The 24,695-nt window shown below is 71.6% G+C and carries 23 protein-coding genes; 14 read left to right on the forward strand and 9 right to left on the reverse strand.

Annotation, left to right across the window (positions count from 1 at the left end):
* The first annotated feature begins 132 nt into the window (after window positions 1-132).
* The 5 genes from ACZ4YL_RS05315 to ACZ4YL_RS05335 all read left to right on the forward strand — a co-directional run bounded on the left by ACZ4YL_RS05315 (window position 133) and on the right by ACZ4YL_RS05335 (window position 4,860).
* Window positions 133-2,265, forward strand: coding sequence for a PhoH family protein (locus ACZ4YL_RS05315; RefSeq protein WP_468113876.1), 2,133 nt, complete (start codon window positions 133-135; stop codon window positions 2,263-2,265).
* Between the two features lie 13 nt (window positions 2,266-2,278).
* Entirely contained in the window at window positions 2,279-2,776 is a 498-nt protein-coding gene (ybeY, locus tag ACZ4YL_RS05320; RefSeq protein WP_468113878.1) for an rRNA maturation RNase YbeY, read from the forward strand.
* Complete coding sequence (locus ACZ4YL_RS05325) at window positions 2,773-4,077, forward strand: hemolysin family protein (protein ID WP_468113880.1); 1,305 nt, start codon at window positions 2,773-2,775, stop codon at window positions 4,075-4,077. The genes ybeY and ACZ4YL_RS05325 overlap by 4 nt, the downstream gene beginning before the upstream one ends.
* Window positions 4,074-4,436 (forward strand): MmcQ/YjbR family DNA-binding protein, encoded by a 363-nt coding sequence (locus tag ACZ4YL_RS05330; protein ID WP_402663157.1) that lies wholly within the window; start codon window positions 4,074-4,076, stop codon window positions 4,434-4,436. Before ACZ4YL_RS05325 ends, ACZ4YL_RS05330 begins: the two co-directional genes overlap by 4 nt.
* Before the next feature lie 67 nt (window positions 4,437-4,503).
* Window positions 4,504-4,860 (forward strand): cytidine deaminase, encoded by a 357-nt coding sequence (locus ACZ4YL_RS05335; protein ID WP_468113882.1) that lies wholly within the window; start codon window positions 4,504-4,506, stop codon window positions 4,858-4,860.
* A gap of 443 nt (window positions 4,861-5,303) precedes the next feature.
* Here the strand turns inward: ACZ4YL_RS05335 and ACZ4YL_RS05340 are convergent, their stop codons facing one another.
* Window positions 5,304-6,605: an MFS transporter gene (locus tag ACZ4YL_RS05340; RefSeq protein ID WP_468113884.1), complete on the reverse strand. Its 1,302-nt coding sequence runs from the start codon at window positions 6,603-6,605 to the stop codon at window positions 5,304-5,306.
* 71 nt (window positions 6,606-6,676) lie between these two features.
* On the opposite strand from ACZ4YL_RS05340, the gene ACZ4YL_RS05345 reads away from it, so the two are divergent.
* The 3 genes from ACZ4YL_RS05345 (at window position 6,677) to era (ending at window position 11,101) form a co-directional block, all read left to right on the forward strand.
* Window positions 6,677-7,714 (forward strand): GlxA family transcriptional regulator, encoded by a 1,038-nt coding sequence (locus tag ACZ4YL_RS05345; RefSeq protein WP_468113886.1) that lies wholly within the window; start codon window positions 6,677-6,679, stop codon window positions 7,712-7,714.
* Between the two features lie 118 nt (window positions 7,715-7,832).
* Window positions 7,833-9,134 (forward strand): WxL domain-containing protein, encoded by a 1,302-nt coding sequence (locus ACZ4YL_RS05350; protein WP_468114096.1) that lies wholly within the window; start codon window positions 7,833-7,835, stop codon window positions 9,132-9,134.
* Between the two features lie 1,016 nt (window positions 9,135-10,150).
* A complete protein-coding gene (era, locus tag ACZ4YL_RS05355; protein ID WP_030384631.1) occupies window positions 10,151-11,101 on the forward strand; it encodes a GTPase Era in 951 nt (316 codons plus the stop codon).
* A gap of 89 nt (window positions 11,102-11,190) precedes the next feature.
* Here era and ACZ4YL_RS05360 read toward each other — a convergent pair whose 3' ends face one another.
* The 4 genes from ACZ4YL_RS05360 to ACZ4YL_RS05375 all read right to left on the reverse strand — a co-directional run bounded on the left by ACZ4YL_RS05360 (window position 11,191) and on the right by ACZ4YL_RS05375 (window position 14,208).
* The gene (locus ACZ4YL_RS05360; protein ID WP_468113887.1) at window positions 11,191-11,862 is read right to left on the reverse strand and encodes a class I SAM-dependent methyltransferase; all 672 of its coding nucleotides are present in this window, start codon (window positions 11,860-11,862) and stop codon (window positions 11,191-11,193) included.
* A gap of 119 nt (window positions 11,863-11,981) precedes the next feature.
* Entirely contained in the window at window positions 11,982-12,800 is an 819-nt protein-coding gene (locus ACZ4YL_RS05365) for a GNAT family N-acetyltransferase (RefSeq protein WP_468113889.1), read from the reverse strand.
* A 52-nt stretch (window positions 12,801-12,852) separates the two neighbouring features.
* Window positions 12,853-13,122: a protealysin inhibitor emfourin gene (locus tag ACZ4YL_RS05370; RefSeq protein WP_468113891.1), complete on the reverse strand. Its 270-nt coding sequence runs from the start codon at window positions 13,120-13,122 to the stop codon at window positions 12,853-12,855.
* Between the two features lie 9 nt (window positions 13,123-13,131).
* Complete coding sequence (locus tag ACZ4YL_RS05375; protein ID WP_468113892.1) at window positions 13,132-14,208, reverse strand: M4 family metallopeptidase; 1,077 nt, start codon at window positions 14,206-14,208, stop codon at window positions 13,132-13,134.
* A gap of 366 nt (window positions 14,209-14,574) precedes the next feature.
* Between ACZ4YL_RS05375 and leuA the strand changes: the two genes are divergently transcribed.
* The gene (leuA, locus tag ACZ4YL_RS05380) at window positions 14,575-16,344 is read left to right on the forward strand and encodes a 2-isopropylmalate synthase (protein ID WP_468113894.1); all 1,770 of its coding nucleotides are present in this window, start codon (window positions 14,575-14,577) and stop codon (window positions 16,342-16,344) included.
* A gap of 114 nt (window positions 16,345-16,458) precedes the next feature.
* On the opposite strand, the gene ACZ4YL_RS05385 is transcribed toward leuA, so the two are convergent.
* Window positions 16,459-17,217 carry an SDR family NAD(P)-dependent oxidoreductase gene (locus ACZ4YL_RS05385; RefSeq protein WP_468113896.1) on the reverse strand — a complete coding sequence of 253 codons (759 nt, stop codon included), beginning with the start codon at window positions 17,215-17,217 and terminating at the stop codon, window positions 16,459-16,461.
* A gap of 162 nt (window positions 17,218-17,379) precedes the next feature.
* Here ACZ4YL_RS05385 and ACZ4YL_RS05390 point away from each other — a divergent pair, with 162 nt between their 5' ends.
* The 5 genes from ACZ4YL_RS05390 to ACZ4YL_RS05410 all read left to right on the forward strand — a co-directional run bounded on the left by ACZ4YL_RS05390 (window position 17,380) and on the right by ACZ4YL_RS05410 (window position 22,462).
* Window positions 17,380-18,075, forward strand: a complete 696-nt coding sequence (locus ACZ4YL_RS05390) for a TerB family tellurite resistance protein (RefSeq protein ID WP_468113897.1) — start codon at window positions 17,380-17,382, stop codon at window positions 18,073-18,075.
* 636 nt (window positions 18,076-18,711) lie between these two features.
* Entirely contained in the window at window positions 18,712-20,187 is a 1,476-nt protein-coding gene (locus ACZ4YL_RS05395) for a nucleobase:cation symporter-2 family protein (RefSeq protein WP_468113899.1), read from the forward strand.
* 109 nt (window positions 20,188-20,296) lie between these two features.
* Window positions 20,297-21,043 (forward strand): DNA repair protein RecO, encoded by a 747-nt coding sequence (recO, locus tag ACZ4YL_RS05400; RefSeq protein WP_030757462.1) that lies wholly within the window; start codon window positions 20,297-20,299, stop codon window positions 21,041-21,043.
* 11 nt (window positions 21,044-21,054) lie between these two features.
* Window positions 21,055-21,873 carry an isoprenyl transferase gene (locus ACZ4YL_RS05405; RefSeq protein ID WP_314244869.1) on the forward strand — a complete coding sequence of 273 codons (819 nt, stop codon included), beginning with the start codon at window positions 21,055-21,057 and terminating at the stop codon, window positions 21,871-21,873.
* 22 nt (window positions 21,874-21,895) lie between these two features.
* Entirely contained in the window at window positions 21,896-22,462 is a 567-nt protein-coding gene (locus ACZ4YL_RS05410) for a YcxB family protein (protein ID WP_468113901.1), read from the forward strand.
* Between the two features lie 46 nt (window positions 22,463-22,508).
* On the opposite strand, the gene ACZ4YL_RS05415 is transcribed toward ACZ4YL_RS05410, so the two are convergent.
* From ACZ4YL_RS05415 to ACZ4YL_RS05425, 3 genes are all read right to left on the reverse strand, one after another.
* Entirely contained in the window at window positions 22,509-22,943 is a 435-nt protein-coding gene (locus ACZ4YL_RS05415) for a Fur family transcriptional regulator (protein WP_373046343.1), read from the reverse strand.
* 78 nt (window positions 22,944-23,021) lie between these two features.
* Window positions 23,022-23,885 (reverse strand): metal ABC transporter permease, encoded by an 864-nt coding sequence (locus ACZ4YL_RS05420; RefSeq protein ID WP_189736833.1) that lies wholly within the window; start codon window positions 23,883-23,885, stop codon window positions 23,022-23,024.
* The gene (locus ACZ4YL_RS05425; protein ID WP_468113904.1) at window positions 23,885-24,676 is read right to left on the reverse strand and encodes a metal ABC transporter ATP-binding protein; all 792 of its coding nucleotides are present in this window, start codon (window positions 24,674-24,676) and stop codon (window positions 23,885-23,887) included. Before ACZ4YL_RS05425 ends, ACZ4YL_RS05420 begins: the two co-directional genes overlap by 1 nt.
* Window positions 24,677-24,695 lie beyond the last annotated feature (19 nt).

Genomic DNA, 24,695 nt, shown 5'->3' on the forward strand with positions numbered 1-24,695 from the left:
CGGGCGGGCGGGCGCGCGGGCGGTAAAACCCCTCGGGGAAGCAGCGGCGGAGACGTACGCTTGGTACTCCGGAGGTCGTCGATTCGGCGCGGCCCCTCAGCGGGAGGTATGCGCAGGCCACAGTGCCGGCCCATGACTCAGACACCGACAGCCCACATCCCTGCGCCGGGGCAGGCGCGAGCCCACTTCACCGTTCCGGCCACGCACCCGATGGTGACCGTGCTCGGCTCGGGTGACGCCCTGTTGCGCGTGATCGAGAAGGCCTTCCCGAAGGCCGACATCCATGTTCGAGGCAATCAGGTCAGCGCGATCGGCGAAGCGGCGGAAGTCGCCCTGATCCAGCGACTTTTCGACGAGATGATGCTGGTGCTCCGCACCGGGCAGCCGATGACGGAGGACGCAGTGGAACGCTCGATCGCCATGCTCAGGGCGAGCGGCAACGGCAACGGCAACGAGCCCGCCGAGACACCGGCCGAGGTGCTCACCCAGAACATCCTCTCCAGCCGCGGCCGCACCATCCGCCCCAAGACCCTGAACCAGAAGCGGTACGTCGACGCGATCGACAAGAACACGATCGTCTTCGGCATCGGCCCCGCCGGTACCGGCAAGACCTACCTCGCCATGGCCAAGGCCGTCCAGGCACTCCAGTCCAAGCAGGTCAGCCGGATCATCCTGACCCGGCCCGCCGTCGAGGCGGGGGAGCGGCTCGGCTTCCTGCCGGGCACCCTGTTCGACAAGATCGACCCGTACCTGCGCCCGCTCTACGACGCGCTGCACGACATGCTCGACCCCGACTCGATCCCGCGGCTGATGGCGGCGGGCACGATCGAGGTGGCACCCCTGGCGTACATGAGGGGGCGCGCGATGCCCGTCTTCACGAAGGTTCTGACGCCGGACGGCTGGCGCCCCATCGGGGACCTCCAGGTGGGTGACCTAGTCGTCGGATCGAACGGCGAGCCGACCCCGGTCCTCGGTGTGTACCCGCAGGGTGAGAAGGACATCTACCGTCTCACGGCCCAGGACGGGTCCTGGACCCTGTGCTGCGGCGAGCACCTGTGGACTGTCAGGACGCGCGACGACAAGCGCCGCGACAAGCCGTGGCGGGTCCTGGAGACCAAGGACATGATCGGCAACCTCCGTGCGGCCCATGCCCGCCGCTACGAGCTGCCGATGCTCACCGCTCCGGTCGCCTTCCCGGAGCGCGAGGTCCCGATGGACCCGTACGCGCTGGGTCTGCTGCTCGGCGACGGGTGCCTCACCGGCTCCACCACGCCGTCCTTCGCCACAGAGGACGAGGAGCTCGTCCACGCCCTGGAATCAGCGCTTCCTGGAGTCGCCGCACGACACAAGGGCGGGCCCGACTACGTCCTGAACAGGGTGAAGTCGCCCGGTGACGTGGTCACTCTGGAGAACCCCGTCACCCGGGTGATGCGCGAGCTCGATCTGCTCGGCAGCCGTTCGCACTCCAAGTTCGTGCCGGACGACTACCTGTTCAACACAGCAGGGGTCCGCCTCGCGGTACTCCAAGGCCTGCTCGACTCCGACGGAGGCCCGGTCACCCAGCGGGACCGTACCTGCCGGATCCAGTACTCCACTGCCTCGATCGTCCTGCGGGACGACGTGATCGCTCTCGTCCAGTCGCTCGGAGGTGTTGCGTACACCCGACGGCGCAGGGCGGAGGACCGGGTGCAAGGCACTGCCATCGCCGCCCACCGGCATGACGCGCACGTCGTCGACATCCGGCTCCCCGAGGACATCGAGCCCTTCCGCCTCGCTCGCAAGCGGGACGCTTACCACGCGGCCGGCGGAGGCGGGCGCCCGATGCGCTTCATCGACTCCATCGAGCCCGCGGGCCGCGAGGAGGCGGTGTGCATCCAGGTGGCAGCCGAGGACTCGCTGTACGTGACGCAGGACTACCTGCTGACGCACAACACCCTCAATGACGCGTTCGTCGTCCTCGACGAGGCGCAGAACACGACCGCCGAGCAGATGAAGATGTTTCTGACCCGGCTCGGGTTCGACTCGAAGATCGTCGTCACCGGCGACGTCACGCAGATCGACCTGCCGGGTGGCGCCAAGAGTGGTCTGCGTCAGGTCCAGGAGATCCTCGAAGGGCTCCCGGACATCCACTTCTCGCGGCTCACGTCCGAGGATGTCGTCCGGCACAAGCTGGTCGGCCGTATCGTCGACGCGTACGAGAAGTACGACGAGAGTCAGCAGGCCCAGGACGGTCGTAACGGCCGGAACGGCCAACACGGGAAGTAGAACTCAGCGCACCATGTCGATCGACGTCAACAACGAGTCCGGAACCGAGGTCGACGAGCATGCGATCCTCGACATCGCCCGCTACGCGCTCACCCGGATGCGGATCCACCCGCTCTCCGAACTGTCCGTCATCGTCATCGACGAGGACGCCATGGAGCAGCTCCACATCCAGTGGATGGATCTGCCCGGTCCGACCGACGTCATGTCCTTCCCGATGGACGAGCTCCGTCCGCCGGCCAAGGACGACGAGGAGCCCCCGCAGGGGCTCCTCGGCGACATCGTGCTCTGCCCCGAGGTCGCCAAGCGGCAGGGCGAGGAAGCCCCGACGGAGCACTCCATGGACGAGGAGCTCCAGCTCCTGACCGTCCACGGAGTGCTCCACCTGCTCGGCTACGACCACGAGGAGCCGGACGAGAAGGCAGAGATGTTCGGCCTCCAGGCGGCCATCGTCGACGGCTGGCGCGGTGAGCGCGGCATGACCGGTCCGTCCCCGGCTCCGACCGTCTCGTGAACGCCCCCCAGCTGATCACCGGGGCGGTGCTGCTGGTGGTGGTGGCCTGGTTCGCGGCCTGCGCCGAGTCCGGCATCGCCCGCATCTCCAGCTTCCGGGCCGAGCAGGCCGTACGGGAGGGCCGGCGCGGCAGCGAGAAGCTCGCCCAGGTCACCGGCGACCCCACCCGCTACCTCAATGTGGCCCTGCTCGTCCGGGTCACCTGCGAGATGGCCGCCGGGGTGCTCGTCACCTACGTCTGCCTCGACGAGTTCGGCGAGAACTGGACCGCGCTGCTCGTGGCCATCGCCGTCATGGTGCTCGTCTCCTTCGTCGCCGTGGGCGTCTCCCCGCGCACGATCGGCCGCCAGCACCCGCTGAACACGGCCACCGCGGCCGCGTACGTCCTCGTACCGCTGGCCCGGATCATGGGGCCGATCCCGCAGCTGCTGATCCTCATCGGCAACGCGCTCACGCCCGGGAAGGGCTTCCGCAAGGGGCCCTTCGCCTCCGAGGCCGAGCTGCGCGCGATGGTGGACCTCGCGGAGAAGGAATCGCTGATCGAGGACGACGAGCGCCGGATGGTGCACCAGGTCTTCGAGCTCGGCGACACGCTGGTGCGCGAGGTGATGGTGCCGCGCACCGACCTCGTCTGCATCGAGCGGTACAAGACGGTCCGTCAGGCGACCACGCTCGCGCTGCGCTCCGGTTTCTCCCGCATCCCGGTGACCGGGGAGAACGAGGACGACATAGTCGGGATCGTCTACCTGAAGGACCTGGTCCGCAAGACGCACATCAGCCGGGAGGCCGAGGCCGACCTGGTCTCGACCGCCATGCGGCCGGCCGTCTTCGTGCCGGACACCAAGAACGCGGGCGATCTGCTGCGCGAGATGCAGCTGGTGCGCAACCACGTGGCCGTCGTCATCGACGAGTACGGCGGCACGGCCGGCATCGTCACCATCGAGGACATCCTCGAAGAGATCGTCGGCGAGATCACGGACGAGTACGACCGGGAACTCCCGCCGGTCGAGGACCTCGGCGAGGACCGCTACCGGGTCACCGCGCGGCTGGACATCACCGACCTCGGTGAACTGTTCAAGGTCGAGGCCTTCGACGACGAGGACGTGGAGACGGTCGGCGGACTGCTGGCGAAGGCGCTGGGACGGGTGCCGATCGCGGGCGCCTCCTCGGTGGTGGAACTGCCGGACGGGCGTCCGCTGCGGCTGACCGCCGAATCCCCGGCCGGCCGGCGGAACAAGATCGTGACGGTCCTGGTGGAGCCGGTGGCCGCAGCGGAGGCCGCGGGGGAGGAGGGGGAATGACCCCGGAGCAACTGCGCGCGTTCTGCCTGGGTTTCAACGCGGCGGTGGAGGAGTTCCCCTTCACGCCGGAGACCTCGGTGTTCAAGGTGCTGGGCAAGGTGTTCGCGCTGTCGGCGCTGGACGCGGAACCGCTCAAGGTCAACCTGAAGTGCGACCCGGAGCTGGCGGTGCGGCTGCGCGAGGAGCACGAGGCGATCGTGCCGGGCTACCACATGAACAAGCGGCACTGGAACACGGTGACGGTGGGTGGGCCGGACGGCCTGCCGGAGCGGCTGGTGCGGGAGCTGGTGGAGGACTCGTACGACCTGGTGGTCGCGGGTCTGCCGAGGGCGGAGCGGCTGCGGCTGGACCGGCCGTGACGGTGCGCTCGCCTTGGCGGCGGGGTGGTCGTGCGGGGGCGCAGGGCGGCTCCCTATGCTTTCGACCATGACCGACAGCACCGGGATCGACCCCGAGGACAGCAAGATCATCACGCTGGCGCGCAGCGCCCGGGCCCGCAACGCGGTGCCCGAGGGGGCGGCGGTGCGGGACGAGACGGGCCGCACGTACGTCGCCGGGACGGTGGCTCTCGACTCCCTGAAGCTGAGCGCGCTGCAGACCGCGGTCGCGATGGCGGTGGCGAGCGGTGCGCGGTCGCTGGAGGCGGCGGCCGTCGTCAGCACGGCCGACGCCCCGGCCGAGGCCGACCGCGCGGCCGTCCGTGACCTCGGCGGCCCGGACACTCCGGTCCTCCTGGCGGCCCCGGACGGCACCCTGAAGTCCACGACCCCGGCCGGCGTCTAGTGCTGTGACCGGCAAGGTTCACCGGGTTGCGACGCCCGGCACGGCACCTCATCCCCCAGACTCCGTCCGGGGGGACCCCCAGGTTGTCGGACCGCGCAAGTACGTCCAGTACGAGCCGCGGCCCTCCGTCTTGCGATGCTTCCCCTAGGCCCTGCGGGCCTGGGGAGACCCCATGCACCGGACACCGCAACCCGGCAAACCTTTCCGGCCACAGCACTAGCCTCCCGGCGGGACCAGACACTTCCAGCCCCGGCCGGGGCGCCACCTCGGCCATTTCAGCCTCGTCGGCGTTTGAGCAGGGGGCACCTCCCAGCGGTAGCGGGGGGAGGGGCCGGGCGGAGCCCGGTGCCCGGCGGAGCCGGGTTTCCTGGGGCTCGGCCCCAGACCCCGCGCCTCAAACGCCGGCGAGGCTGCAAGTGGCGAGGCTGAAGGGGCCTGCGGGGTCAAGGGTGGAGGGGCCGCCGGGGGCTACGGTGGCGGAGGGTCATCGCCATCAGCGCGGCCATCGCGCACAGCGCGCCCGAGGCGTACCAGACCGTGTCGTACGAGCCCGTGAGGTCGCGGGTCAGGCCGCCCAGGAAGGCCACCGCCGCCGCGCCGATCTGGTGCGAGGCCAGGACCCAGCCGAAGACGATCGCGCCGTCGTCGCCGTAGTGCTCGCGGCACAGGGCGATCGTCGGCGGGACGGTCGCGACCCAGTCCAGGCCGTAGAAGACGATGAAGAAGAGCAGCGGCGGCCGCACCGTCGGCGCCAGCAGCATCGGCAGGAAGAGCAGCGAGACCCCGCGCAGGGCGTAGTAGACGGCCAGCAGCCGCCGCGAGTCGAAACGGTCCGTGAACCAGCCCGAGGCCACCGTGCCGATCACGTCGAACACGCCGACCACCGCCAGCAGCCCCGCGGCCGCCGTCACCGGCATGCCGTGGTCGTGGGCGGCGGGCACGAAGTGGGTCTTGACCAGGCCGTTGGTCGAGGCCCCGCAGATCGCGAAGGTGCCCGCCAGCAGCCAGAACGGGCCGGTCCGGGCCGCGTTGAGGAGCACCCGCAGGGCGCGCCGGGCCGCGCCCGGGACCGGGGCGGGCTTCGGCGCGTATGTGCCGCCGTACGGCGCGAGCCCCACGTCCGCCGGGTGGTCGCGCAGCAGCAGCCACACGAAGGGGGCGACGGCCAGGGCCGACAGGGAGACCGTCACCGTCGCCGGGCGCCAGCCGTGCTGGTCGACCAGCCAGGCCAGCAGCGGCAGGAAGACCAGCTGGCCGGAGGCCCCGGCCGCGGTCAGGATGCCGGTGACCAGGCCGCGCCGGGCGGTGAACCAGCGGCCCGTCACCGTCGCCGCGAAGGCCAGGGCCATGGAGCCGCTGCCCAGCCCCACGAGGACGCCCCAGAACAGCACGAGCTGCCAGGGCGTGGTCATCCACACCGTGGCCAGCGAGCCCGAGGCGATGACGAGCAGGGCCAGGGCCACGACCCGGCGGATGCCGAAGCGGTCCATCAGGGCCGCGGCGAAGGGGGCGGTGAGCCCGTACAGCGCGAGGTTGACGGAGACGGCGAGGCCGATGGTCCCGCGCGACCAGTCGAACTCCGCGTGCAGCGGCTCGATGAGCAGTCCGGGCAGGGAGGCGAAGCCGGCCGCGCCGATGATCGTCACGAAGGCGACGACGGCGACGAACCAGGCGCGGTGGACGCGGGCGGGCCGGTGCGGGGAGCGGCGGTCCACGGGAGCGGAGGCGGGGGCTGTCTGGGGCACGCCGACAGCTTCCGGCCATCTGGGGACCGTACGAAAGTGGCTTGACTGTCATGCTTCGCTACGATCGGGCCATGGAGTCGGAGAAGAAGGCACACCGGGTCGTCGTCCTCGCCCTCACCGGGCTGCTGCCCTTCGAGCTCGGTATCCCGCACCGGATCTTCGGGCGGGCCAAGAACCCGGCCGGGCGGCCGCTGTACGAGATCCTCACGTGCGGGCTCGCCCCGGGGCCGGTGCGCACGGACGCCGACTTCGCGATCCACGTCGAGCACGGCCCGGAGCTGCTGGCCACCGCCGACACGGTGGTGGTGCCGGCCTCGTACGAGCTGGGCCCGGTGCACGAGGAGGGCCGGCTGACCGGCGAGCTCGCGGCGGCCCTCGCCCACATCCGGCCCGGCACCCGGCTCGTCTCCATCTGCACGGGCGGCTACGTACTCGCCGCGGCCGGCTACCTGGACGGGCGCCCCGCCACCACCCACTGGGCCTCCGCCGAACACTTCCAGCGGCTCTTCCCGGCCGTCCGGGTCGACCCGGACGTCCTCTACACCGACGACGGGGACGTGCTGACCTCGGCCGGAGTCGCCGCCGGTGTCGACCTGTGCCTGCACATCGTGCGCCGCGACCACGGCGCGGCCGTCGCCAACGAGGTGGCCCGGCGGACCGTCGTACCGCCCCACCGGGAGGGCGGGCAGGCGCAGTTCATCGCGCGCCCGATGCCGGAGCCGCAGCTCGCCACCACCACGGCGGCCCGCGCGTGGGTGCTGGACCGGCTGCACGAACCGCTCCGGCTGACCGACCTGGCCCGGCAGGAGGCCATGTCGGTACGGACGTTCACGCGCCGGTTCCGCGAGGAGTCGGGGGTCAGCCCCGGCCAGTGGATCGTCGGCCGGCGGGTGGAGCGGGCCCGGCAGCTGCTGGAGCAGACGGAGCTGCCGATGGAGCAGGTGGCGCGGGACAGCGGCTTCGGTACGGCCCAGTCGCTGCGCAAGCACGTACAGGCGGCGCTGGGGGTGAGCCCGACGGCCTACCGGCGCACGTTCCGTGCGGCAGGTGAGACGGGCAACCTGCCATCTCCTGATGGGCCATCAGTTATTGCCGGACCCGCGCATTGACTTCTCCCGCCCCCCGCTCGTGAATGGCCCCCTGCGCCGGGCTCGGGCGCGCGGGAACTTACGGGGGCGGGCAGTGCGAACAGGGGCGCGGAAGCGGAGATGGCCGGCGGCCGTGGGCATGGCCGTGCTGGCGGCCACGACCGGGGGCGCGCTGAGCGCACCCGCCGCGGCCGAGGGGGAGACACCCCCGGGCCAGGTGGACTTCCCGACCCACTGCCCGGCACCCCAGGAGGCCGGACTCCCGCCCGCGGACGGGCCGACCACCGCGCGGATCACCGTCGACAACCCGGCCCCGCAGGTCGGCGACACCGTCACCGTGACCTACCAGGTGGTCCGGACCCCCGCCCTCAACCCGGTCGGCGGCGAACTCCCCGCCGACGTGCTGACCCCGGCCGGCCGGATCCTGCTGGCGGGCGCCCAGAGCGGCGAGGTCACCGTGGTCGGGGCCAAGCGCAACGACCCCGTCCCGGCGGGCGCGGCCCTCCCCGCCGTCACGATGACCGGCACGTTCACGGTCACCGCGCCCGGCGAGACCACGCTCGCCCCGGGCGGCTACACCCTGCACACCAGCCACCTGCTGGACCTCGACACCACCTGCACCGCTGATGCCGCGTCCGCCGCCCCCGTCTCCGCCCGCCTGACCGCGACCGAGCTGCCGACGGCGAACCTGCGCAGCGTCTTCCTCGGCGCGGCCCAGGGCCGGCCGGGCGCCAAGGTCAAGGTCACCGCCGCGGGCTTCCCGCCGGGCGCGGCCGTCACGGTGGCCGGCCGGGCCGGCGCCGCCGAGACCGCCGACCGGGTGAGCGCCACCGCCGACGAACTGGGCACGGCCCTGGTCGAGCTGCCGGTCACGGACAAGGCCACCACCGCGGTGATCGCCTACGAGGGCGGCGCCTGGTCGGCGCGCCAGGGCTCGGGCCCGGCCGCGTACACGGTCATCGACGCGGCTCCGCCGCCGTCCTCCGCCACCCGGAAGGTCACGGCCACGGCCACCGTCGAGCCGGGGGTCCTGGGCATGACCCAGACCGGCGAGGACATCACCTTGGGCGCCGTCCCGTACGGCGACGGCGGCGCCGCCCCCGGCCGGATCGGGACGGTGACCGTCACCGACGCCCGCGGCGGCCCGGCCGGCTGGTCCCTGATCGGCAAGGTCACCGACTTCACCGGTCCCGGCGGAATCCGCATCCCGGGTGCCTCCCTGTCCTGGACCCCGAGGTGCGTGGCGGCCGCGGGCAGCCGCAGCACCTGTACGCCGGGCAGCGCGGGCGCGGTCGGCCCGGAGGGGGCCCTCCTGGCCTCCACCCCCGACGCCCCGCTGGTCGGCGGCACCTTCACGATCGACGCCACGGTCACCCTGCGGGTGCCGCCGTACACCCCGCCGGGTGCGTACACGGCGGTCCTGACGCTGACCCTGTCGTGACCGGGCGCCTGCGGCTGCGGCTGCCGCTGCGCGGGGCTCTCCCCGCCCCGCCCTTTCTCCGTTTCCCGGGGCTCCGCCCCGGACCCCGCGCCTCAATCTCCCCCAGCTACCGCTGGGCGGTGCCCCCTGGCGGGGCTGTTCTTGCCGCCGTCCTGCTCGCCCTCGTCCCCGCCGCGCCGGCCGAGTCCGCGGACAACGGGCAGTGGTCCGTGCTGCCCGTCGCGAACACCGTCGGGCAACGGCCCTGCTTCTACCTCGCCGCCGCGCCCGGCCAGTCCGTCGCCGACGCCGTCACCCTCACCAACCGCACCGACCGGCCCCGCACCTTCCGGCTGTACGCCGCCGACGCCTACAACACCGCCCGCGACGGCGGCTTCGCCCTGCGCGGACCCGACGAGCCGCGGCTGGCCACCGCCGCGTGGGCGAAGCTCGACCGGGAGCGGGTCACCGTGGCGGCCCGCTCGTCGGTCTCCGTCCGCTTCACCCTCACCGTCCCCGACCGGGCGGAACCGGGGGACCACCCCGGCGCCGTCGTGGCCCTGGAGGAACGGCCGGCCGCCGGGGCCGACACCGGCCGGGGGATCGGCGTACAGCAGGCCGTCGCCGCCCGGCTGTACCTGCGGGTGACCGGCCCCACCGCCCCCGCGCTCACCGTCCGGGGGGTCACCGTGAACCGGCGCGGCTCCGGCGCGGACATCTCGTACACGCTCCACAACATCGGCAATGTCACCCTCCGCCCGCGGGCCACCCTCACCGCCACCGGCGTCCTCGGCCGCCCGCTCCTCGCCCGCGAGCTCGGCGGGCGGCCCGCCGAACTGCTGCCGGGTCAGGAAGTACGGCTCGGCGCCCGTTGGGAGGGCGCGCCCAGAGCGGAATGGGCCGAGGTCACGGTGCACGCCCGGGCCGACGGAACCACAGCTCAGGGCCGTGCGGACCTCGCCGAGTACCCCTCGCTCACGGCCGTACCGGCCCTTGCCGCCGTGATCTGGTCGGCGCTGGGAGCCGCATCGGGGAGAATGGCCCGTATGAGCGATCGTTCCCCCGAGTCCACCGCCCCGCACCGTGCGGGGTTCGCCTGTTTCGTCGGCCGCCCCAATGCGGGGAAGTCGACCCTCACCAACGCACTCGTGGGCACCAAGGTCGCGATCACCTCCAACCGGCCGCAGACCACCCGCCACACCGTTCGCGGCATCGTGCACCGCCCCGACGCCCAGCTCGTCCTCGTGGACACGCCCGGCCTGCACAAGCCGCGCACCCTGCTCGGCGAGCGCCTCAACGACGTCGTACGGACCACCTGGGCCGAGGTCGATGTCATCGGCTTCTGCCTGCCGGCCGACCAGAAGCTCGGCCCCGGCGACAAGTTCATCGCCAAGGAGCTGGCGGGGATCAAGAAGACCCCCAAGATCGCCATCATCACCAAGACCGACCTGGTCGAGTCCAAGCAGCTGGCCGAGCAGCTCCTCGCCGTGCACCAGCTCGGCGCCGAGCTCGGCTTCGAGTGGGCCGAGATCGTCCCCGTCTCGGCCGTCGGCGACACCCAGGTCCAGCTGCTGGCCGACCTGATCGCGCCGCTGCTGCCGGAGAGCCCGCCGCTGTACCCCGAGGGCGACCTCACCGACGAGCCCGAGATGGTCATGGTCGCGGAGCTGATCCGCGAGGCCGCGCTGGAGGGCGTACGGGACGAGCTCCCGCACTCCATCGCCGTGGTCGTCGAGGAGATGATCCCGCGCGAGAACCGTCCGGCGGACCGCCCGCTGCTCGACATCCACGCCAACGTCTACATCGAGCGGCCGAGCCAGAAGGGCATCATCATCGGCCCGAAGGGCTCCCGCCTGAAGGAGGTCGGGATGAAGTCGCGCAAGCACATCGAGGCGCTGCTCGGCACCCCGGTCTTCCTCGACCTGCACGTGAAGGTCGCCAAGGACTGGCAGCGGGACCCCAAGCAGCTGCGCAAGCTCGGCTTCTGAGGCGCGAACCGCGCACCGAGCGACGACACGACGACGAACGGACGCCGGCCCCCGTGCGGGGGCCGGCGTCCGTTCGTCGTTCGGTCCGGCTACGCGGGCCGGCGCACTCGGACCACGTTGTCCGTGCGGGTCCCGGGCGTTCCGTCGGGCTGGTTCTGGACCCGCTCGGTCTCCTCGGCCCGCAGCACCTCCCAGCCCGCCGTGACGGGCTCCAGCTGCGCGAGGACCTCCTCGGGCGTGGGGAAGTGCGACTCCTCCCGCTCCTCCTGCCACGGCGCCCAGCCCGCGTGGCCGACCACCAGCAGGGTGCCGCCGGGGGCCACGGCCGCGGCGGCCGTGCGCAGGACCGCGTCACGGGGGAAGTCCCCGTAGTTGTGCAGGAAGCACGCGGCGACGAGATCGAACTCCCCCTGCGGGAAGGACTCCGTCAGATCGTGCCGTGCGAAGGAGACGCGGTCTGTGACCCCGGCCTCCGCCGCGTGCTCGGCCGCCCGGCCGAGGGCGACCCCGGAGATGTCGGTCCCGGTGACCGTCCACCCGCGGCGGGCCAGCCATACGGCGTCGGCGCCCTCCCCGCACCCCAGGTCCAGGGCCCGGCCCGGGGCGAGGGCGGACACCTCGTGCACCAGCATGGCGTTGGCCTCGCCGCTCCAGATGCGGTGGTTCTCCCCGTACCGGCCGTCCCAGAACTCCTCGCCCGCCGCCGTCCCGGACTCGGGGTGGTGGTGGGTGTGCGTGTGGGTGTGCGCGTGCTCGGTCATGGCTTCCTCTTCCAGTACGGGTGCCGGTAGGGCCGATGCTCCGCCCGCCCGAGGACCTACGGCAAACTTTGTTGCCGACCCGGCAAAGAGGAATGCGGCCCGCTGCCCGAGCGGGCGCGTCACACCCGCGGCTCTGCGATCAGGGCCGTGGCCACCCGGCGGAAGCCGATGCGGGCGTAGACGCGGGCCACGTCCTCGTCGCCCGCCGACAGGAAGACGGTGCGGGCCCCGCGGGCCCGTGCCTCTGCGACCAGGGCGGCCGTGACCCCGAGGGCCAGGCCCTGGCGGCGGGCCGACGGCAGGGTACCCACGCCCACCACCTCCACGACGTCCCCGACCGGGTTGTACTGGCCCGCGCAGAGCACCACGCCGTCCCGTACGGCCGCGGCCAGGACCGTGCTGCCAGCCGCCAGCTTCCCGGACACCCGGGACCGGCCCGCCTCGGCCGCCGGATCCGTCAGCGCCGCCGCCAGTTCGGCGGGGCCCGCCTCGCCGACCGCCGTTCCCGGGGCCGCGAAGGCCAGCGCCGGGACCGTCACCGCGGCGGCGAGCAGCGGGTCGTCGGCGTCGAACAGACGGACTTCCGGGTGCGGGGGAAGGGCTTCGGCCGAGGGGTCCAGGACCATCAGCGGGTGCGCGTGGACATGGAGTCCCGCCGCCTCCACCGCGGCGCGTAGCGAGGGGCTGGTTTCGGCCACCCACTCGAAGGCCTCGGGAACCTTCAGCTCCCGCTGGCGCTCCCAGACCCGTTCCACGTCGGCCCGGGTCGCTCCGGAGCCGCCGAGCGCGGGCCGCGCGTAGTACGGCCAGCCCGCGCCCTCCTGGACGAACAGGGTCAGCGGGCCGAAGTCCTCGGCGCGGGCCCCGCCCACCCGCGGCACCGTGTCGTAGTACAGCTCCAGCTCGGACAGCGTCGAATCGATCATGTGGTCGGTCATCCGGCCATCCAAACAAAGCGGCGCCGCGCGGTCACCTCCTTTCCGGACCCGCTCAGGCGCCCTCCTTCAGCACGCGCGAGATCAGCGCCCGCTGGGCGTCCGACAGGTTGGGCTCCGCGCAGGCCACCGTCCGCCCGTCCACCGTGATCCGGTACGCGAAGCCGTCCCGTACCCGGTCCGCCGGGTCGCCCGGCGGACCGGGCCGCAGCGCGAGCTGGGCCAGGGCCTTCCACTCGTTCTCGTCCGGCCGGCCCGCGGTGTCCACCTCGGCCCGGCGCTCGATGCCCGCGAAGCCGCCCGTCCGTATCACCTGAATGCGCATGGGAGCCCTCTACCCCGCGAGCGGGACACCCACCGCGGACCACGCCTTCTGGAGCGCCTGGTGCTCCGCGCCGCCGTCCCCGTACCGGGTCACGGCCGCCGCGGTCGAGAGCCGGGCGAAGTCCGCGAAGTCCGCCCTGGGGGTGAGGTCGCCGCCGGTCAGGGTGTCGTACCAGATCTGCCCGGCCCGCTCCCAGGCCTTGCCGCCCAGCTCGGTCGCCACGATGTAGAAGGCGTGGTTGGGGATGCCGGAGTTGATGTGGACGCCGCCGTTGTCGCTGTGGGTGTTCACGTAACCGTCCATCGTGGCCGGCTGCGGGTCCTTGCCGAGCTCGTCGTCGTCGTACGCGGTGCCCGGGGCCTTCATCGAGCGCAGCGCGACCCCGGTGACGTTCGGGCCGAGCAGCCCGGCCCCGATCAGCCAGTCGGCCTCCTCGGCCGTCTGCTCCAGCGAGTACTGCTTGATCAGCGAGCCGAAGACGTCCGACATCGACTCGTTCAGGGCGCCCGACTGGCCGCGGTAGGTCAGGTTCGCCGTGTACTGGGTGACCCCGTGGGTCAGCTCGTGGCCGATGACGTCCACCGACACGGTGAAGTCGAGGAAGAGGTCCCCGTCGCCGTCGCCGAAGACCATCTGCTGGCCGTCCCAGAAGGCGTTGTTGTAGTCCTCGCCGTAGTGGACGGTCGCGTCCAGAGGGAGTCCGGAGTCGTCGATCGAGCGCCGGCCGAAGCCCTTCAGGAAGAGTTCGTACGTCGCCCCGAGTCCCGCGTAGGCGCGGTTGACGGTGGCGTCCTTGCTCAGCGGGTCGCCCTCCCCCCGGACCTTCGTCCCGGGCAGCCGGGTGCGGTGCTGGGCGTCGTAGATCGTCCGCTCCGGGTCGTCGGAGGCAGGCGCGGCGAGGGTGGGGACGATTCCCCGGACGGCGGTGACCCTGCGCCGGGTGCGCAGCAGGGAGTCTCGCTCCAGGGTGCGCTGGGCGAGGTCGGCGCGGCGGGAGTCCTCGGACAGGGCGGCCTTGTCGAGGAGGTGCGGCGGTACGACCGTGCAGAAGACGGGGTGATGGTGGCGCGCGTGGGAGGCATTCATGCCCGGCAATGTGGCAGTGGGTCATGGCGGTGTCACTACCTGCGACCATGATTCATTCACTTGTCTGAAAGTGGTGGCGCTGGATTGACGGAACAGCCGGACCCGGCCGGAGCAAAGGAGGCTTGGCTCACATTTGGTGCAAATCGGACCCTCGGGTCTTGCATACTGAAACAGGTCCTCGCGTCACGGCGCGGCTCGGCTAGGCTCGGCCCATCATGCGTTTCGGGCTGCTTCTCCTTAGCTGCCGCGGCGAGGGTCTGTAGTCGTAGGCCGACCCCCTCCCCGCGGAGTTTGGTGTTGCGGTTTTCACTACCGCCGTCGGCCGTCCCAGCGAACTACACGCGGACACGCGAGGAGCCCAACGCCATGAGCCAGCAGCCTTTTGTCGGTCGCCCCACGCCCATCACGAACGCGACCCACACCCAGAAGACCTCCGGGATGCCGATCCACAAGTACGGCTCGTACGAGCAGGTGGACATCCCCGACCGCACCTGGCCGGACGCCCGCGTCACCAAGGCCCCCCGCTGGCTCTCCACCGACCTGCGCGACGGCAACCAGTCGCTGATCGACCCGATGACCCCCGCCCGCAAGCGCGAGATGTTCGACCTGCTGGTGCGCATGGGCTACAAGGAGATCGAGGTCGGCTTCCCCTCCTCCGGCGAGACCGACTTCGCCTTCGTGCGCTCCATCATCGAAGAGGGCGCGGTCCCGGACGACGTCACCATCTCCGTACTGACCCAGGCCCGCGAGGACCTGATCGAGCGGACCGTGGAGTCCCTGGTCGGCGCCAAGCGCGCCACCGTCCACCTGTACAACGCGACCGCCCCGACCTTCCGCCGGGTCGTCTTCCGCGGCTCCAAGGAACAGATCAAGCAGATCGCCGTCGACGGCACCCGCCTGGTCATGGAGTACGCCGACAAGCTGCTGGGTCCCGAGACCACCTTCGGCTACCAGTACAGCCCGGAGATCTTCACCGACACCGAGCTGGACTTCGCCCTGGAGGTCTGCGAGGCCGTCTGTGACGTCTGGCAGCCGGCCGAGGGCCGCGAGATCATCCTGAACCTGCCCGCCACCGTGGAGCGCTCGACGCCGTCCACGCACGCGGACCGCTTCGAGTGGATGGCCCGCAACCTGACCCGCCGCGAGCACATCTGCATCTCCGTGCACCCGCACAACGACCGCGGCACCGCCGTCGCCGCCGCCGAGCTGGCCCTGATGGCCGGCGCCGACCGCATCGAGGGCTGCCTGTTCGGGCAGGGCGAGCGCACCGGCAACGTCGACCTGATCACCCTGGGCATGAACCTGTTCTCCCAGGGCATCGACCCGCAGATCGACTTCTCGCAGATCGACGAGATCCGTCGCACCAGCGAGTACTGCAACCAGATGGAGGTCCACCCGCGCCACCCCTACGCGGGCGACCTGGTCTACACCGCCTTCTCCGGCTCCCACCAGGACGCCATCAAGAAGGGCTTCGACGCGATGGAGGCCGACGCGGCCGCCCAGGGGCCTGGCGTCACCGTCGACGACATCGAGTGGGCCGTTCCGTACCTGCCGATCGACCCGAAGGACGTCGGCCGCTCCTACGAGGCGGTCATCCGGGTCAACTCGCAGTCCGGCAAGGGCGGCATCGCGTACGTCCTGAAGAACGACCACAAGCTGGACCTGCCGCGCCGCATGCAGATCGAGTTCTCCCGGATCATCCAGGCCAAGACCGACTCCGAGGGCGGAGAGGTCACGCCGAAGGCGATCTGGTCGGTCTTCGAGGACGAGTACCTGCCCAACCCCGAGAACCCGTGGGGCCGCATCCAGCTGCGCTCCGGTTCGACGGCCACCGACAAGGACGGCACGGACACGCTGACCGTCGAGGCGGTCGTGGACGGTGTGGAGACGGTCCTGGACGGCACCGGCAACGGCCCGATCTCGGCCTTCTTCGACGCACTGGCCGGCATCGGGATCGACGCCCGCCTGCTGGACTACACCGAGCACACCATGAGCGAGGGCGCCTCCGCCGTGGCCGCCTCGTACATCGAGTGCGCGATCGACGGCCGTGTCCTGTGGGGCATCGGCATCGACGCGAACACCACCCGCGCCTCCCTGAAGGCGGTCATCTCCGCCGTCAACCGCGCGGGCCGCTGATCCCTCGTACGTGAACCCCGCCCCCTCCTCATTCCGGAGGGGGCGGGGTTCCGTCGTTCCCACGTCGGCCCGGCGGCCGGTCGGCCGGCCCGTCGGCCGCGCCGCCGGGCGGGCTCAGCGGGCCAGGTAGCCGCCGTCCACTGGCAGGATCACGCCCGTCACGAACGAGGCCGCGTCCGAGGCCAGGAAGGCGATGACACGGGCCACCTCCTCGGGCTCCCCGAGCCGGCCCATCGGGTGCGCCCCCGTGATCTCCGACAGGTACTCCGGCCCGCCCGGCTCGTCCTGCAGCGCGATCACCCGCTCCGTACGGATGGTTCCCGGTGCCACCGCGTTGACCCGGATCCCGTGCGCGGCCCACTCCACCGCGAGGTGCTTGGTCAGCCCCGACGCCACGAACTTCGCGGGTCCGTACGCGGCCTGGCGGGCCTGCCCGGCCACTCCCGAGATCGAGGACACGCAGACCAGAGCCCCGCCGGGGCGCTGCTGCGCGGTCATCGCCTCGATGGCGTACTTGCAGGTCAGGAACATTCCGCGGCCGTCGACCGCCATGACGCGGTCCCAGTCCTCGGGACTGGTCTCCCGTACGTCGGAGAGGGGGAGCAGCCCGGCGTTCGCCACGGCGACGTCCAGGCGCCCGTAGGCCCCGACGGCGGCCGCGACCATCGCGCGATTGGCCTCCGGATCGGCGACGTCACCGGCGACCGCGGTGATCGCGTACCCTTCGTCGGCCAGTTCCGTACGCAGGGCCTCGACCCCGGGGCCGTTGATGTCGGCCGCGGTCACCCGGGCCCCGGAGCGGGCCAGCAGCACGGCGCTGGCCCGGCCGATCCCGCTCGCGGCACCGGTGACCAGACAGGACTTCTCGTTCATGCGGCGAACCCTAGGGGGTGGGCGGGGGGACGCCGGGGACGCAGACCGGCCAAGTCCGGGGCCCGGGACATGTTGTCTTGTCACACGACTGACGCATCCTCACCGATGTGGCTAACATCACGCCCACCCGGCGATGTTGCCGGAAGGTTACGGAGGTGCGACGTGCTGCCAGTTCGGGGTGGGGACGGCCGGAAGCTGACGGTCTGGGGCACCCGTACCACCTGGAGCACCGTGGGGGACGGGGAGTTCTTCTGCCCCGCCTGCGGTGGGGACCGCAATTACCGCAGGAGGACCGGACGGCGCCGGTTCACCGTCCTCGGGGTGCCGCTGCTGCCCCGCGGGCAGGCCGGGCCCGTCATCGAGTGCCAGGGCTGCCGCGCGCGCTTCGCCACCGACGTCCTGGACCACCTCACCACGACCCGCTTCACGGCCCTCCTGCGCGACGCCGTGCACACCGTGGCGCTGGCCGTGCTCACCGCGGGCGGAACGGCCTCGCGCAGCGCGCTGGAGGCCGCGGTGGGCGCCGTACGGGCCGCGGGCTTCCGGGACTGCACCGAGGAGCAGCTGGAGTCCCTCGTGGAGGCGCTGTCCACGGACGAGGGCCGGCTGGGCCTGTACGACGTTCCGGAGTGCTGCGGGGCCGCGCTGTCGATAGAGCTCCACGAGGCCCTGGAACCGCTGGCCCCGCACCTGGCCGGCCCGGGCCGTGAATCGATCCTGCTCCAGGGGGCCCGCATCGCACTCGCGGACGGCCCGTACACCCCGGCCGAGCGCGAGGTGCTCGCGACGGTCGGCGCGGCGCTGCGGATCGACACGGACGAGGTGACCCGACTGCTGTCGGCGGTACGCGCTCCCTGACGGGGTGTTCCACGGATCCGGCGCCGATCCGAAAACGGATCCGACCCCGAGCGGCCCTGTGCGATTTCATCGCGCAGGGCCGCTCGTGTCCGATCCGTGGACTCCGGACGGGCCCGTTCCGTCCGAAACGGCCTTCCGCGACGTAACGATCCGGCCTCGCAGGGCCCATTTCGGGACGTGTGAACGCCGCATGAAGAGGGCGGGCGCGCGTTCCGAGCCCGATGTGTCCACCAGTCGGACGGCCGGAGCAATGCCTTCGAGTTTGCCCCTCCTCAGGGCTGCGAACTCCATATCCGCACGTCATGGGGCAGGTGCTGCACGGGTGCGCGGCGGGAACGTCCGGCTCCGCGCCGCTGTGTGCATACCCCTGCCGAGGACTCCGCACCACTGGAGAAACCTACAGATCGGGCAGCCCTGAGCGTCAACAGTTTGTCGAAGTCGACGATATGTGTGAGGCCACCCACAGGCGTTCAATTCCGGTCACACGACAAGACGGCGCCGTTAACACAGCGCGGCTTCGATTCACTTCAACGTGAATGCACTGACAACCCTGGCGTACCAACGGGTTAGCGACCCACTACGCCCAGGGATAACCAGATCTCCTCTCACTTACCTACCTTGAAGGGCAAGGCTGAGATGGCACGTGTCGCCGCCCGGCTTTCCACCGACGGAGAGCAGAGCACGCACCCGGTCGACGAGGTGCTCCCGCTCCCCAAGCTCGCGCTGTACGGCTTCCAGCACGTACTCGCCTTCTACGCCGGCGCGGTGATCGTTCCGATCATCGTCGGCAACGCGCTGAAGCTGAGCCCTGAACAGCTGGTCTACCTGATCAACGCGGACCTCTTCACCTGCGGTATCGCCTCGATCATCCAGGCCTGGGGCATCGGCCGGATCGGTGCGCGCCTGCCGCTGATCCAGGGCGTGACCTTCACCGCGGTCTCCCCGATGATCGCCATCGGTCTCGGCGCCGGCGGCGGTACCGCCGCCCTGCTGGTCATCTACGGCGCGGTGATCACCGCCGGTATCGCCACCTTCGCCTTCGCCTGGCTCCCGGCCAAGGCGTTCCGGACGGTGATGCGGCTGTTCCCGCCGGTCGTCACCGGCACGGTGATCACCGTGCTGGGCATCGTCCTGATCCCGGTCGGTCTCAACGACGCGGCCGGCGGCCTCGGCAGCCCCGACTTCGGAGACCCGAAGAACTTCGCCTACGCCGGCGGCACGATGCTCTTCATCCTCATCCTGATGAAGATCGGCAAGCCGTTCCTCTCCAGCATCTCGATCCTCCTCGGCCTGGTCGTCGGCACCACCGTCGCCTTCCTGCTCGGCGACGCGAAGTTCGGCGACGTGAGCAACTCCGAGTGGATCGGGATCACCACCCCCTTCCACTTCGGCGCCCCGAAGTTCGAGTGGTTCCCGATCGTCCTGATGCTCATCGTCATGCTGATCACCATGGTCGAGACGACCGGTGACACCTACGCCGTCGGTGACATCGTCGGCAAGGAGGTCGACAGCGAGACCGTGGCCCGCGCCCTGCGTGCGGACGGCGCCGCGACCGCACTCGGCGGTGTCCTCAACTCCTTCCCGTACGTGGCCTTCGCCGAGAACGTCGGCCTGGTGCGGATGACGAAGGTGAAGAGCCGGTTCGTGGTGGTCGCCGCGGGTGTCTTCATGATCGTCCTGGGTCTGCTGCCCAAGGCCGCCGCGATCGTCGCCGCAGTCCCGCACGGAGTCCTCGGCGGCGCCGCGACCGTCATGTTCGCCATGGTCGCCCTGGCCGGTATCCAGACCCTGGCCAAGGTGGACCTGAAGGAGGAGAAGAACGCGCTGATCGTCGGCGTCTCCCTCGCCTTCGCACTGCTCCCCGCCACCGTCCCGGTCCTCTTCAGCAAGCACATGGACCCGGACCTGTCCTCGCTGCTCAACAGCGGTGTGACGCTCGGTGCCACGGCCGCCATCGTCCTCAACCTGGTCTTCAACGGCCTGGGCAAGGAAGGCGCCCACGACGCCCCCAAGGTCGAACTGCCCGCCCAGCCGACGGCGGCCGAGGAGTCCGCAGCAGCCGAACCGGTCCCGTCGGGTGAGGGCGAAGAAGCCCGGACGCCGGCCTCCTGACCCTCCCAAGGGGTGACCCCGGCCGGGCCCCGCGCCCGGCCGGGGCCGCTGCCGTCCACGGCGGGGACACGCTGCCCGTGGTTCCGTCGCCGTACGGGACAATGGGCGCATGAGTCTGTTCCGCGACGACGGCATCGTGCTGCGCACCCAGAAGCTGGGTGAGGCGGACCGCATCATCACGCTGCTGACCCGCGGCCACGGCCGGGTGCGGGCCGTCGCCCGCGGGGTCCGGCGTACGAAGTCCAAATTCGGCGCCCGGCTGGAACCTTTCTCCCACGCCGACGTGCAGTTCTTCGCCCGGGGCAGCGAACTGATCGGCCGCAGCCTCCCGCTCTGCACCCAGACCGAGATCATCGCGCCGTACGGCAACGGCATCGTCACCGACTACGCCCGCTACACCGCCGGCACCGCCATGCTGGAGACCGCCGAGCGGTTCACCGAGAACGAGGGCGAGCCCGCCGTGCAGCAGTACCTGCTGCTCGTCGGAGCCCTGCGCACCCTCTCGCGCGGCGAGCACGAGCCCCACCTCATCCTCGACGCCTTCCTGCTGCGCTCCCTCGCCGTCAACGGCTACGCGCCCAGCTTCGAGGACTGCGCGAAGTGCGGCATCCACGGACCCAACCGGCACTTCTCCGTCGCCGCGGGCGGAGTCATATGCGGGGACTGCCGGGTGCCCGGCAGCGTCGTACCCTCATCGGAGGCCATCGCCCTGCTCAGCGCCCTGCTGACGGGCGACTGGGGGCATGCCGACGCGTGCGAGGCGCGTCACGTGCGGGAGGGCAGCGGGCTGGTCTCCGCCTATTTGCACTGGCATCTGGAGCGCGGGCTACGCTCCCTGCGATACGTCGAGAAATAGGAGCTGGACACATGGCACGACGCGGGATTCTGGGGCGCTCTCGCCGCGAGTACAAGGTTCCCGAGCCGCACCCGTCCGGCGCGGTCCCGCCGAAGATCCCCGGCGAGCTGGTCCCGAACCACGTCGCGGTCGTCATGGACGGCAACGGCCGCTGGGCCAAGGAGCGCGGTCTGCCGCGTACCGAGGGCCACAAGGTCGGCGAGGGCGTCGTGCTCGACGTGCTCAAGGGCTGCCTGGAGATGGGCGTCAAGAACCTCTCCCTGTACGCCTTCTCGACGGAGAACTGGAAGCGCTCGCCCGACGAGGTCCGCTTCCTGATGAACTTCAACCGCGATGTCATCCGGCGCCGCCGCGACGAGATGAACGAGCTGGGCATCCGCATCCGCTGGGTCGGCCGCATGCCGAAGATGTGGAAGTCCGTCGTCCAGGAGCTCCAGGTCGCGCAGGAGCAGACCGTCGACAACGACGCCATGACCCTGTACTTCTGCGTCAACTACGGCGGCCGCGCGGAGATCGCGGACGCGGCGCAGGCCATCGCCCGTGACGTGGCGGCCGGCAGGCTGGACCCGTCGAAGGTGAATGAGAAGACCTTCGCGAAGTACATGTACTACCCGGACATGCCGGACGTGGACCTCTTCCTGCGCCCCAGCGGCGAGCAGCGCACCTCCAACTACCTGCTCTGGCAGAGCGCGTACGCCGAGATGGTCTTCCAGGACGTGCTGTGGCCGGACTTCGACCGCCGCAACCTCTGGGCGGCCTGCCTGGAGTACGCCCAGCGCGACCGCCGCTTCGGCGGCGCCGTCCCGAACCAGGCCGAGGGCTCGGCCTGACCCGGCACTAAGATCCCCGCTCATGGACGACATGGGCGGGGATCAGCTGTACCGGATACACGAGGCGGCGTCGGGAGGGCAGGCGGTCGAGCTCCGCTACACGCCGACCGTCGCCGACATGGCGGAGGGCCTGCGGGCCCACGGCCGGTCGAAGGCGGGCCGTCGCCAGCGCCTGCCGTTCTTCCTCATCGGCCTGGTGGGGCCCGGGTACGCCGCGGTCCTCGTCGCGCAGGACGGCGGGTCGGCCGGGTCCGCCGTGGCGCTGGCCGTGGTGGGCCTCTTCGGCTGGGTCTTCGCGCTGTTCGGCCACCGGTTCATGGCCCGGTCGACCCGGGGACTGCTGGCGGCGGCGGGGGAGTGCCGGGCGGTCGTCGACGGGGAGGGCGTCACCGTCGACAGCGCGCAGGGCTCCACCCACCTGCGCTGGAGCGCGCTGTCGGGCTACGCGGAGACCCCCGCGACCTTCATGGTCTTCTCCGGCGGCAAGCTGATACTCGGCGGGGTCCTGCTCCCTAAGCGGGGCCTCGCGGACCCGGGGGAGCAGGACGCGTTGAGGGCGCTGCTGGACGGGAAGCTGGAGCGGATCTAGGGGCTGTCTTGCCGGTCGGGCCGGAGCCGGCCGCAGGCGGCCCCCGCTACGGCTGGGCGGTCGCCGCGCAGTCGGCGCAGGTGCCGAAGATCTCCACCGTGTGCGCCACGTTCACGTAGCCGTGCTCGGCCGCGATGGACTCCGCCCACTTCTCCACGGCCGGACCCTCGACCTCGACGGCCTTGCCGCACTTGCGGCAGACCAGGTGATGGTGGTGGTCCCCGGTGGAGCACCGGCGGTAGACGGACTCGCCGTCGCTGGTGCGCAGCACGTCGACCTCGCCGGCGTCCGCGAGGGACTGGAGGGTGCGGTAGACGGTGGTCAGGCCCACGGAGTCGCCACGGTGCTTGAGCATGTCGTGGAGTTCCTGGGCGCTGCGGAACTCGTCCACCTCGTCCAGCGCCGCCGCGACCGCGGCCCGCTGCCGGGTGGATCGTCCTCGTACTGGCGCGGTATTCATCTCGCCAGGCGCAGTCGCCACCGGTTCCTCCTCGTATAGGCCTGCGGCCATTGTGCCAGCCCGCCAGGCCGTCTCTTCCGGATCTCGCCGGGCCCCGGCCTAGACCTTCACATCGTCGCGCGTGCAGACCTCTTCGGCCGCGAGTGCGGCCCTGGCCCGGCGCCGGGCCAGGGGGGCGGAGAGGGCGGTCATCACCATGAAGACGCCGATCGCGAGCAGCACGATCGTCGCGCCCGAGGGCACGTTGATGTAGTAGGTGGCCGCCGTGCCGGTCAGCGAGACGGTCACGCTGATGGCCATGGCCAGGCCCAGCGTGGCCGCGAAGCTGCGGGTGAGGCGCTGGGCGGCCGCGACCGGGATCACCAGCATCGCGCTGACCAGCAGCAGGCCGACGATGCGCATCGCGACGGTGACGGTGACGGCGGCGGTGACCGCGATCAGCAGGTTCAGGGCGCGCACGGGCAGGCCGGTGACCCTGGCGAACTCCTCGTCCTGGCAGACGGCGAAGAGCTGCCTGCGCAGGCCGATGGCCACGGCGAGGACGAAGGCGGCGAGGATCGCCATCGCGGTCACGTCCTCGGCGGCGACCGTGGTGATCGAGCCGAACATGGAGCCGAGGAGGCTGGCCGTCTGCCCGCCCCCGAGGTTGATGATCATGACGCCGCCCGCGAGGCCGCCGTAGAAGAGCATGGCGAGGGCGACGTCCCCGCTGGTCCTGCCGCGGGCCCGGATCAGTTCCATGCCGACGGCGCCGACGACGGCGACGAGCGTCGCCATCCAGACCGGGCTGGTCTGGAGCACGAAGCCGAGCGCGACACCGGTCATGGCGACGTGGCCGAGGCCGTCGCCCATGAGCGCCTGGCGGCGCTGGACGAGGTACGTGCCGATGGCGGGCGCCGTGATGCCGACCAGGGCCGCCGCGATCAGTGCGCGCTGCATGAAGGCGTAGTCGAGGATGTCCATCAGCTCAGCAGTCCCGTCCGCAGGGGCCCGGCGTCGTGCGCCGCGTGGGGGTGTACGTGGTCGTGGCCGGGCAGGGCGTGCTGCCCCACGGCCTCCGGGGGCGGGCCGTCGTGGACGACGCAGCCGTCGCGCAGGACGACGGCGCGGTCGATCAGGGGCTCCAGCGGGCCCAGCTCGTGCAGGACGAGCAGGACGGTGGAGCCGGCGGCGACCTGCGCGCGCAGGGCGCTCGCCAGGACCTCCTGGTTGGCGAGGTCCACGCCCGCCATCGGCTCGTCCATGATCAGCAGCTCGGGTTCGACGGCGAGCGCCCGGGCTATGAGCACGCGCTGGTGCTGGCCGCCGGAGAGGGCGTCCACCGAGGCGTCGGCGTACGAGTCCATGTCGACCAGGGCCAGGGCGTGCTCTATGGCGGCCCGGTCGGCCTTGCGCAGGAGGCCGAAGCGGGAGCGGGCGAGCCGGCCGGAGGAGACGACCTCGCGGACGGTGGCCGGCACGCCGCCGGCGGCGGTGGTGCGCTGGGGGACGTACCCGATGCGCGACCAGTCGCGGAAGCGCTTGAAGTCCGTGCCGAAGAGGCTGAGGGTTCCGTCGGTCAGCGGGACCTGCCCGACCACGGCGCGCACGGCCGTGGACTTGCCGGAGCCGTTGGCACCGAGCAGCGCGACGACCTCACCGCGGTGGACGGTGAGGTCGATCCCGCGCAGCACGGGGCGCGAGCCGAGCGAGGCCGTGGCCCCGCGCAGGGATATGACGGGCTGGTCCGCTGCCTGTGCCGGCGTCGACTGCATGGCTCGCGCCTCCGTTGCT

The sequence above is a fragment of the Streptomyces sp. NPDC030021 genome, assembly GCF_055574035.1.

Excerpts from the sequence above, each read along its gene's own strand:
- ACZ4YL_RS05315 (WP_468113876.1), top strand. The coding sequence starts at position 133 with ATGACTCAGACACCGACAGCCCACATCCCTGCGCCGGGGCAGGCGCGA.
- ybeY (WP_468113878.1), top strand. The coding sequence starts at position 2,279 with ATGTCGATCGACGTCAACAACGAGTCCGGAACCGAGGTCGACGAGCAT.
- ACZ4YL_RS05330 (WP_402663157.1), top strand. The coding sequence starts at position 4,074 with ATGACCCCGGAGCAACTGCGCGCGTTCTGCCTGGGTTTCAACGCGGCG.
- ACZ4YL_RS05335 (WP_468113882.1), top strand. The coding sequence starts at position 4,504 with ATGACCGACAGCACCGGGATCGACCCCGAGGACAGCAAGATCATCACG.
- ACZ4YL_RS05345 (WP_468113886.1), top strand. The coding sequence starts at position 6,677 with ATGGAGTCGGAGAAGAAGGCACACCGGGTCGTCGTCCTCGCCCTCACC.
- ACZ4YL_RS05350 (WP_468114096.1), top strand. The coding sequence starts at position 7,833 with ATGGCCGTGCTGGCGGCCACGACCGGGGGCGCGCTGAGCGCACCCGCC.
- era (WP_030384631.1), top strand. The coding sequence starts at position 10,151 with ATGGCCCGTATGAGCGATCGTTCCCCCGAGTCCACCGCCCCGCACCGT.
- ACZ4YL_RS05360 (WP_468113887.1), bottom strand. The coding sequence starts at position 11,862 with ATGACCGAGCACGCGCACACCCACACGCACACCCACCACCACCCCGAG.
- ACZ4YL_RS05365 (WP_468113889.1), bottom strand. The coding sequence starts at position 12,800 with ATGACCGACCACATGATCGATTCGACGCTGTCCGAGCTGGAGCTGTAC.
- ACZ4YL_RS05370 (WP_468113891.1), bottom strand. The coding sequence starts at position 13,122 with ATGCGCATTCAGGTGATACGGACGGGCGGCTTCGCGGGCATCGAGCGC.
- ACZ4YL_RS05375 (WP_468113892.1), bottom strand. The coding sequence starts at position 14,208 with ATGAATGCCTCCCACGCGCGCCACCATCACCCCGTCTTCTGCACGGTC.
- leuA (WP_468113894.1), top strand. The coding sequence starts at position 14,575 with ATGAGCCAGCAGCCTTTTGTCGGTCGCCCCACGCCCATCACGAACGCG.
- ACZ4YL_RS05385 (WP_468113896.1), bottom strand. The coding sequence starts at position 17,217 with ATGAACGAGAAGTCCTGTCTGGTCACCGGTGCCGCGAGCGGGATCGGC.
- ACZ4YL_RS05395 (WP_468113899.1), top strand. The coding sequence starts at position 18,712 with ATGGCACGTGTCGCCGCCCGGCTTTCCACCGACGGAGAGCAGAGCACG.
- recO (WP_030757462.1), top strand. The coding sequence starts at position 20,297 with ATGAGTCTGTTCCGCGACGACGGCATCGTGCTGCGCACCCAGAAGCTG.
- ACZ4YL_RS05405 (WP_314244869.1), top strand. The coding sequence starts at position 21,055 with ATGGCACGACGCGGGATTCTGGGGCGCTCTCGCCGCGAGTACAAGGTT.
- ACZ4YL_RS05410 (WP_468113901.1), top strand. The coding sequence starts at position 21,896 with ATGGACGACATGGGCGGGGATCAGCTGTACCGGATACACGAGGCGGCG.
- ACZ4YL_RS05420 (WP_189736833.1), bottom strand. The coding sequence starts at position 23,885 with ATGGACATCCTCGACTACGCCTTCATGCAGCGCGCACTGATCGCGGCG.
- ACZ4YL_RS05425 (WP_468113904.1), bottom strand. The coding sequence starts at position 24,676 with ATGCAGTCGACGCCGGCACAGGCAGCGGACCAGCCCGTCATATCCCTG.